General features: G+C 63.9%; 7 protein-coding genes. 4 read left to right on the top strand and 3 right to left on the bottom strand.

The features are described 5' to 3' along the window. From INT49_RS20205 to INT49_RS20190, 4 genes are all read left to right on the top strand, one after another. On the top strand, positions 1–875 hold an 875-nt coding region (locus INT49_RS20205), incomplete at its 5' end, for a tyrosine-type recombinase/integrase (protein WP_193119536.1). Continuing rightward, positions 872–1198, top strand: coding sequence for a helix-turn-helix domain-containing protein (locus INT49_RS20200; protein ID WP_193106592.1), 327 nt, complete (start codon positions 872–874; stop codon positions 1196–1198). The genes INT49_RS20205 and INT49_RS20200, both read left to right, overlap by 4 nt. After that, positions 1195–3201, top strand: coding sequence for a hypothetical protein (locus INT49_RS20195; RefSeq protein WP_193119535.1), 2007 nt, complete (start codon positions 1195–1197; stop codon positions 3199–3201). Before INT49_RS20200 ends, INT49_RS20195 begins: the two co-directional genes overlap by 4 nt. Positions 3202–3361: 160 nt before the next feature. Then, positions 3362–4222: a hypothetical protein gene (locus INT49_RS20190; protein WP_193106593.1), complete on the top strand. Its 861-nt coding sequence runs from the start codon at positions 3362–3364 to the stop codon at positions 4220–4222. A 1354-nt stretch (positions 4223–5576) separates the two neighbouring features. Here the strand turns inward: INT49_RS20190 and INT49_RS20185 are convergent. From INT49_RS20185 to INT49_RS20175, 3 genes are all read right to left on the bottom strand, one after another. Further along, entirely contained in the window at positions 5577–6698 is a 1122-nt protein-coding gene (locus tag INT49_RS20185; protein ID WP_193119534.1) for a C40 family peptidase, read from the bottom strand. After that, positions 6695–7255 (bottom strand): hypothetical protein, encoded by a 561-nt coding sequence (locus INT49_RS20180; protein WP_193119533.1) that lies wholly within the window; start codon positions 7253–7255, stop codon positions 6695–6697. Before INT49_RS20180 ends, INT49_RS20185 begins: the two co-directional genes overlap by 4 nt. A gap of 711 nt (positions 7256–7966) precedes the next feature. After that, a complete protein-coding gene (locus INT49_RS20175) occupies positions 7967–8584 on the bottom strand; it encodes a recombinase family protein (RefSeq protein WP_193119532.1) in 618 nt (205 codons plus the stop codon). Positions 8585–8736 lie beyond the last annotated feature (152 nt).

Below are 8736 nucleotides of genomic sequence, written 5' to 3'. Positions count from 1 at the left end.
CACCCGGCAGAGAGGCTGTTCGACCGGCCCCTTACACAGAAAACTTGACACCTCCCCACCAGATCTTGAAGGGCTTCTGCGGGTACGTCTCGCACCCGTCCTACGACTGGGCCGATGTCTGTCTAGAACGGTTCGGGGCCGCGCCAGCCCAGATCTGTCATCCGTGGAACACCTTCGCGCACCTGGCCGAGTTCGAAGCGCGGCCCACTCGACGGCCGTTCGGGTACGACGAGCTCGAGGCCTTCTTCGCTCAGGCCGATGAACGCGCCCACGACCTACTCGAGGGCCGCAAGAAGGGTGCGTTGCCCGCATTGCGTGACGCCCAGTTCTTCAAGACGGTCTACGCGTTCGGGCTCCGACGTCGCGAGGCGGTGATGCTCGATCTGAACGACCTCCGCCCCAATCCCTACGTTCCCGAGTGGGGCGCGTATGCGAAGGTGCAGGTTCGATACGGCAAGGCGATGAGGGGATCACCGCCTCGCCGCCGCACCGTGCTGGCGTGCCCGGAATTCGCGTGGGCGTCGGAAGGGCTTCGCTACTGGGTTGAGGAAGTCCGTCCGCGGCTCGCACCTGCGACTGATGCTCTGTGGGTCAGTGCGCGACGCACTCGCATGACAACCCGCACGGTGGACCACCGGTTCGCGCAGATCCGCGAGGCGGCGGGCTTGGATCCTGCGCTGACGTTGCACAGCCTCCGCCACTCCTACGTGACCCACCTGGTCGAGTTCGGCTACGCCGCCCAGTTCGTGCAGGAGCAGGTCGGACACAATCACTCGTCGACGACCGCGATTTACACGTCGGTCGGTGACGATTTCAAGAATCGGATCTTCCAAGAAGCGCTGCGGCGCGTGCTCGGAGAAGGAGAAACCGCATGACCCGGCAGTTCGATTGGCATCTTCGCCGCAAGCTTGCCGAGCGCGGCATCTACAAGACCACCGAGCTGGTGCCGCTGCTCGCCGAGCAGGGCGTGAAACTCTCACGCGAGCAGGTCTACCGCCTGGTGACATCCAACCCGCAACGACTGAATATCGAAGTCCTCGACGCGCTCTGCGTGATCCTCGACTGCACACCGAACGACCTGATCAGCTTCACCGTTGCGGCACGTGCGCAGCCAAAAGCCGCCGATGGCGGCACGGTCACCGACATCGGCACACTCAAGACTGTCCCGGCACGGATCACCCGGCCCGACAAATCGTGACCTCTCGATCATCTACCGCTCTTCTCGACAACACCGCCGCACTGCTCGCTCACGGTGATCCGTGGACGGCGGTCGGCGAGGCGGGGGTGCGTGCACTGCTCGAGCAGCTTGCCCCCACGCCACAGGGGCAGGCACATTTTCGACGTTTCCTTGCCAGGGTGGACGCGACCTGGATCAGCGACGCCGATCCGCACCTTCCCCGTCAGGCGCAACGTTTGCTGCGGATGCTCCGAGCCAGCGGGTTCCCGGTCGTACTGCCAGCATGCGGCGAATGCGGCGGGGGACAGCTACTCACGCAAACGCTCGAGGATGGGCGTAGAGTCTGCAACACGTGCCGGAAAGCTCGATACACCCGTCGCTGCGATGAGTGCGACAAGACCAGAGTGATCTCGCACCGCATCGAGGGGAAGAGCGTGTGCGGCACGTGCCGCCGCCGGCAGCCGGAGGCGAAGGAGGCGTGCATCCGATGCGGGCACGACCGGCTAGTCCAGAACAGAACAGCGGATGGCCCGATCTGCCCCCAGTGCGCGCCCGGCAAGATCGAGCCTTGCGTCCACTGCGGCAGGGAGCGGCGAGTCCGGGTCAAGTTCCTCGGCGGCGCGACTTGTGACCCCTGCTTCAGCATCATCCGCGGCACACGCCGCCCCTGCCCGCGCTGCGGCACGGTCGGCCTGGTCGCGTCGGTCGCCGACGACGGTACTCTGGCGTGCTCGGCATGCACCGGGGTGCGATCGCGGTTCATCTGCGCCGAGTGTGGCGTCGAGGACATCCGCAACGGGAAACGCTGCTACCCGTGCCTTGCACGCATCGCCATAGACGACCTGTTCGCCGCCGGAACGCCCGCCCGCCGTCGGGCGCTCGAACCGCTCCGGCAACGCCTCTTCGAACACCCTGAACCCAAGAGCATGGCACGCTGGCCCGGCCGCAGTGCATCCGCAGCGATCCTGTGTGAAATTCTCACCGAGGACATCGAGCTCACCCACGAAGCGTTGGACCGCCACCCCACGGTCCAGGCGGCGAGCCTGCTACGGCATTCGCTCGTCGACGTGGGCGCGCTCGAACCGCGGGACACCGCATCCGTGCAGTTCATGGCCTGGATCGACACGTTCCTCCAGGGCCGCCCCGAACACATCACGCGCACCCTCGGCCCGTTCTGCCGGTGGCACGTTCCTGCCCGCATCCGGCTATTCGTCCAACGCAACGGGATCACAGACGGCACGTTCGTTCGCGCCCGCCGCGTGTGCCGTATCGCCGCTGACTTTCTCGCCCACCTTGATACTGATGGGATCGAGCTGAAGACCGCCCCGCAAGACGCCGTGGAGTCTTATCTCGACCGGTACCCGCGCAACTTCGAACCGCTCGCTGTGTTCTTGCGCTGGGCGTCGCAGAGAGGCATCGCCGAACGGATCCACCCGGTCCCTTCTCCATATGCGATTCCCTATACCGCGTACCCAATCGATACCTACCGGGCGTGGATGCACCGATTCGCGACCGACGAAACAATCCGGCTCAGAACCCGCATCTGCGGGCTACTCGCCGGGATATCGGGCAGGCCAAGCACGACGATCGCAGGCCTGACCACCGCCAGCATCATCGATGACACCGACGGGATGCAGCTCCGGCTCGGGGCGACACCCTTCCAGCTGCCGCCGCCCTTGCCAGCGCTGATCCGACGGCAACTCGCCACCCCACGGCGATGGGACACGGAGTCAACGTGGATCTTCCCGTCGAAGCTGCGAGCTGGTGAACACGTGCACGCCAGCCGGTTCACCACCGAACTGCAACACCTCAACTGCGGCCTGGTCGAGCTCCGAGGAGCCGCACTGCTAAACCTCGCCGCCACCATGCCCGTCGCACCACTCTGCGACCTCACCGGAGCGTCACCGAACGTTGCTGCAAGATGGCAGACCGTCGCAGCATCCGCCTATGCGCAATACCCTGCGATCCGGCCTCGAGCCGAGCCCGACCACAGCATCTCTGTCCGAAGTCGCGCGAACGAGTAACCCGCGTGTTCGGGAACCTATGCAGGGGAGTAGGGACGCTCGGCGTACCGTACACATATCCACGCTCGCCCGTCACCGTCTTGTGACTCGGTACGCGCGCAGGTAGAGTGCCGCAGACGAACACTGTCGTTTATCAAATCACACTGAGGGGTAGATCACGATGGCGCGATCCACGCACGGGGGTAGAAGAGTATTCGGGGCGCTGACATCAGTCTTGCTCGCGGGAGCAATGGTTCTTGCGGGAACCGGTGTCGCTGTCGCGGAACAGCCAGCGTCAGAGACCGTTTCAGCGGAACGAGTCGAGGAATCTCTGCAGAACGTAGAGACGCATGATTCCGACTTGTTGGTCGCGCCGGTTTCGCCGGACGCCTATGGGGCTGATGGCTTGGGATACTCGGTTCCTATTGGTGGTGGGAGCGTTGGAGTTCCTAGCGACGCCTCGCAGGGCGTGACGTTCCAAGAAGCCGGAGGTGAAACCCTAGCCATTCAATTGCCGAATTCTGAAAAGGCTGACTCCGTGGAGTTGCTTGAGGACGGCACTTTTACATATCCAGATACGAGCAGCGCTAACGCCGTCGTGGTGACGGAGCGTGGCGTGCAGATGCTGACTGCCATCGCGAATGAGGAAGCCTCGACGAGCTACACCTACGAGCTCGACCTCGCTGAGGAGCAGAGTATCCAAGTGACTCCTAGCGGGGCAGCCATGGTGGTTGATGCTGCTGGTAATACGGTGCTGGTGTTCGGAGAGCCGTGGGCCTCGGATGCGGAGGGCAAGCCCGTCGATACCTGGTTCGAGGTAGACGGGCCGACTTTGACTCAGGTCGTGGACCACCAGGACACCGAGAACGTCGCTTACCCCGTCGTGTCTGATCCGATCTTCCTTGCACCGTGGATGGTCAAGTGCCTGGTTGGCATTGGCCTCAAGGGCCCCGACATCACGCGCATCGCACAGCTGGGTACTCCCTACTCAATCTTGGCCGCCTTCGGCCGTGGGGCCGTAGCTTGCATCTTCATGAAGTGATGTCGATGTTCAGACGCCGAAGCAGATCCGAGCTCGAAGCAGATCTCCTAGAAGTTGAGAGGCAGATCGGCGATAACCCTCTCGCATCAGAAAGAGTGGTGGCGGCTCAGAGCGTGGTGGAGCGCAACGAAGGGGAGGGTAAGGAGAAGATCTCTTCGATTCTGGCTGAGCGGGGGCTTCCCAGCCTCGAGGAACTAGGTCGAGTCCAGTTGCGAAACACGACGCGCTGGTGGCGGCTCCATCGCCAGAAGAAGCGCCTAACGCGGCAACTGGAGCGGTAACAACTATCAGCTAGCCTTCCATGAAGATCACGGAGGGCTGGCTGGCGTCTTGGACTTCGCGACTTTGCGAACCATTGATATGACCACACCGGGGTCAGTTAGTAGCTCGCGGCTCTCCGGATTGCGTATGAACTGATTCAGCATTCCTTGAGTGCTCAAGAGGCTCCGATACCAGTAGCCGCCGAAATGGTGTCGGCTAACCGGGAGAGAGATAGTAACGCCATCGACGTCCGTAATTGCAGTGCTTCCGTCTTTTGGGACGAAGCCTGGATCGTCGTACACTGCAGCGATCAGCGCTGCGTATGAGATCTGCGTTATCCATCCTGCAAGTGCGTGCCTGGAACTCTTCAAGTCTAGGTTAAGTAAGACAATCTCGGACCAATCGAACGCCGATCGCCATTCGTTCTGGACGAGGTGAACGACTCCCGGGGGTGTGAGCAGCAGAGCGTGGCGACGGGGGTCGCCGACAGCGAGGCCTTCCGCCACTTCTTCCAGCGGGCCGAATCGCTCCAATACTCCCACCTCCTAGCTATCGAAGTTCGACGGCCGTTTAACGGCTTCATGATCGGTGCCGCTGAGCTGCCGAGTGATCACAGCATGATACTCGTCTAATACGACGTGGGGCGCGACCATGCTCGTTCTCCCAATTTCCCCGGCAACCGCGCGCGGAGCCGCTTGGGCTCTCAGTTCCTAGCATCGGCAAAGGTGAAGGTGAACCAACATCGGCGCTGCCGGCCGTTGGGTGACCGTTCGCGGCGAGTTTCGTCTGCGGCGCGCGCGTCGCTACAGGGACTGTTGCTCAGGCCGAAGCTAATCGGGCTCGCCGTCACTATCTCAAAGATGGAGGGCATCGTCGGCGTGATCGTCGCGACGGCAACGAGTCGCCATGGGACGGCTGGACCGCGACCTCAACAGGAAGGGCAATCACACCGCAACTGCGAAGTCATTCGAGAGTTGCTCACTGCGATTGAGCACTTGCACCAGACGGTGATCTTCATGGGTCCTCCTCGGTAGTCAGATGGCGGTGGTGGGTGTACCGGCGGGGGTGCGCGCTGCGGGGTGTCCATGGCGGGTCACTGGGTGAAGTTCTCGGGCACGCGCGCGATGCCCACGGTCTGCGGACCGGAGAGGCGCGCGTCGCTGATCTTGGTGCGGCTGGCTCCTCGGGAGGCCTCGATCATCTTTCCGTCCCCGATATACATCCCGACGTGGGACACGTCGGAGCCGAGCCGGCCCCAGGACTCAAAGATCAGATCGCCGGTCTGGATCTCCGAGGGCGATACCTCGTGGGATCGCAGAGCGGCCCACTGGGAACGAGCGGTGCGCGGGAGTCGGATGCCGGCCTGCGCGTAGGCATACGTGGTGAGTCCCGAGCAGTCTTGGCCGCCTCCGGTGGGGCCGTCCCAGCCTCCCCCGCCGAACACGTACGGCAGTCCCAAAGTGGTGTTCGCGGTCTCCAGAACAGCCTTCATGTCCCCGGTCGCCTCGACGGTGGAGCCATCGCTCGCACCGATCGAGCACACCGCGGAGCCGGCCTCGGCCTCGTCGATCGTCACGTCCACACCGGACAGCGCAGACAGGATCTCGCGGGCCTGGCCTTGGTGCTTGGCGTAGGCATCGGGGTACGCGCTGCGCTGGACACGCTGCGCTGCCACGGTCGGCGGAAGCGACTCCCAACCATCTACATTCACCAATCCGGGAATGTGATAGCCCTTCGGGCCGGCCCCGCCCTTTTCTTCCTTCTCGACGGTCTTTCCCTTGTAGAACACCTTCGCCGCGTAAGCCGTGTCCTTGACTTCCTCCAGCGTCCCGTACCAACCGGGGAGCTGCCGCTGTTGGAAAACTCCCGCGTCCCCGTTCTCGTCCGGGGAATAGGTGCTGGGGTTATCACCGAGACGAGATTCCTGCATCGCCGTCATAAGGGCGACAAGCTGCCCACCGGAGGAAATACCCTCGGCCTCTCCCACCTTGACGATGATCGCTGCCTGTTCCATCGCCGCCGGGGTGAAGTCTCCGACCGGGGCCGGCATGTCCCCCTCGACGCTGACGGAGAGCGACTGGCCGGCACAGATCGCATCGTTGCTGCCCGTGCTGCCGGCGAACATGCCGATGCCAACGACTCCCGCGCCGGCCACCAGTGCCACGGACGCGAAGCAACCGACCGTGAGGCCGCCGGCGATGAGTTTCTTCTTCATCCCTCCTGCGCCTCCTCGGGCGGTTCGATCGCTGACACCTTCCACGGGTCATCCCCGGTCTCGCGCACGAGCACCAGGTGGAAGTCACCGATCGAGGAAGGCACCGTCACCTCCGCATCGGTGGCGCTGACCGGACCAAGCTCCACGGTCCCCTCGACCTTCCCGCTGGGCACTCGGCCCGGATCGGTGTACTGCCACACATCCTGCGCTGCCGGCGTGAGGTGGGTGGAGAACTGCGGCCACCACTCCTCTGCGTCCTTCGTGTCGAAAAACGCGGTGATGGCATCCGTGCCGGCTTCGGCTGCCGCCTCGGCGTCTCCCTCCTCGGCTGCCGGCGGCCCCTCGTCACCACGCACCAACGGGGCCTCCTCGCTGGGTGCTACGTCCCACGTCTGCTCGGTGGCCTGCTCCTCGGTGGCCTCCTCCTCGGCCGGCTCCTCGGCGGCGGAAGTCTCAGCCTCGCTCGGAGGCGGCGTCTCGAAAGTGGCACGAGGTTCAGAGCAGCCGGCCATGAGCAGGGCGGCGGCCGCGATCGGTACTAGGCGCGTTTTTCTCATGCCCAGACAAGCGCGGCCATCACGACACCAATCCCGCGCACGTAGGCCACTGAGGAACTACTGAGGTACTGACCTACTGAGGTACTGAATGCAGTAACAATGGAAGATCCCCCTCGACCTCTCCACTCTGGACCACAGACCCCGGACCGACCACGGGGCCGGCAGCCGGAGATATTAGTCGGGGACACCCCTGTCGGGTACGGCAAGCACGCGCCCACCTTTCACCGTCCAGAAGGAACCATGCGCCGTGACGCGCCTAGGTAGAAATCTCTACTGACCTACTGACCTACTGCATGCAGTACCTACTGATGCGCTGAGTCGATGGGCCGGGGCTGCGCGCGATCGCGGTTCTCTGCGGTGAGGTGCCAGCGGGTGCAGCCGTACTCCTCCATAGGTCCGCGCTGCGCCTGAGCGTCTCTGCAACCGATGCGTTCATGCTGTCCGCATGTGCAGCACAACCAGGTTCGGTGACCTGGTGCCAGGGTGTCCGGTCGGCAGGGACATGCTGCCCAGCCGATGAGGAATCGTGCGCCATTGCAGGTTCCGCACCTGACCGGCTTCTGTTCGATCCAGCCGTGGGGCGTACGGATCAACGGAGGCAAGATCGCGAGCCCGTCTAGCTCGGTGAGGACTTCGCCCGTAGGGATGCTGTCTAGGTTCACGCGGGGACTGTACGGCGGTGCTCTGACTCTCGGGCTTGGCTGCTCGTGCCTACGGTCGGAGAGTGGCCTGCTGCTGTGCGCGCTCCCGGTAGTTCTTGTGGCCGGGGGTCTCTTCGCGTGCGATTCGGGCCACCGTGCTCGCGGAGATCCCGGTCGCGGCTGCTACCTCTCGGTACGACTTTCCCAGGGCTCGGAGCATGAGCACGGTCTCGTACTGCTCGGGCGTGACGCTGATGGGCCGGCCTGGGTGGCGTCCACGGGCGCGTGCTGCTGCGAGGCCGGCGCGGGTGCGCTCTGCGATGCGGTCTCGTTCTCGTTGTGCGAGTGCGCCGAGGATCGTCACGCTGAATAGGCCGTCTGCGGTGCTGGTGTCTACGTTCTCGTACAGGGATTCCACGGTGATGCTGCGGCTTGCTAGCTCGTCCAGCGTGAGGATGATCCGTGCGGTGCGCCGGGAGAGTCGGTCCAGATCGGTGATGACCAGAGTGTCGCCGGCGGTGAGCATGTCAGTCAGTAGATGGTCCAGGACGGGCCGGCGCTCCGATGCTCCGGATGCCTTCTCTGTGTAGACGTGCTCCGGGTCCACGCCGCGCCCGTGCAGAGCGTCGAGCTGCCGTTGGAGGGATTGATCTTCGGTGGACACGCGCGCGTAGCCATAGAGGGTCATCTCTGCCGTTCCTCCTGTGTCACAACTGCCTGCTCTGGTTGAGTTCTGGCACGGATCATTATGGCGCTCGTATATGGCACGCCGTCACCTGCACTGAGGGACTGCCGCAAGGATGGGTGACATCTGATCTGGCTTGCCCGTAGGGCGGCCTG

This window comes from Brachybacterium tyrofermentans, from assembly GCF_014897585.1.
Taxonomy (GTDB): domain Bacteria; phylum Actinomycetota; class Actinomycetes; order Actinomycetales; family Dermabacteraceae; genus Brachybacterium; species Brachybacterium tyrofermentans.
This window is presented reverse-complemented; position numbering and strand designations above follow the sequence as displayed.

What these genes read in the sequence shown, in the direction of transcription:
- INT49_RS20200 (WP_193106592.1), top strand. Translation starts at nt 872, where the DNA reads ATGACCCGGCAGTTCGATTGGCATCTTCGCCGCAAGCTTGCCGAGCGC.
- INT49_RS20190 (WP_193106593.1), top strand. Translation starts at nt 3,362, where the DNA reads ATGGCGCGATCCACGCACGGGGGTAGAAGAGTATTCGGGGCGCTGACA.
- INT49_RS20185 (WP_193119534.1), bottom strand. Translation starts at nt 6,698, where the DNA reads ATGAAGAAGAAACTCATCGCCGGCGGCCTCACGGTCGGTTGCTTCGCG.
- INT49_RS20180 (WP_193119533.1), bottom strand. Translation starts at nt 7,255, where the DNA reads ATGAGAAAAACGCGCCTAGTACCGATCGCGGCCGCCGCCCTGCTCATG.
- INT49_RS20175 (WP_193119532.1), bottom strand. Translation starts at nt 8,584, where the DNA reads ATGACCCTCTATGGCTACGCGCGCGTGTCCACCGAAGATCAATCCCTC.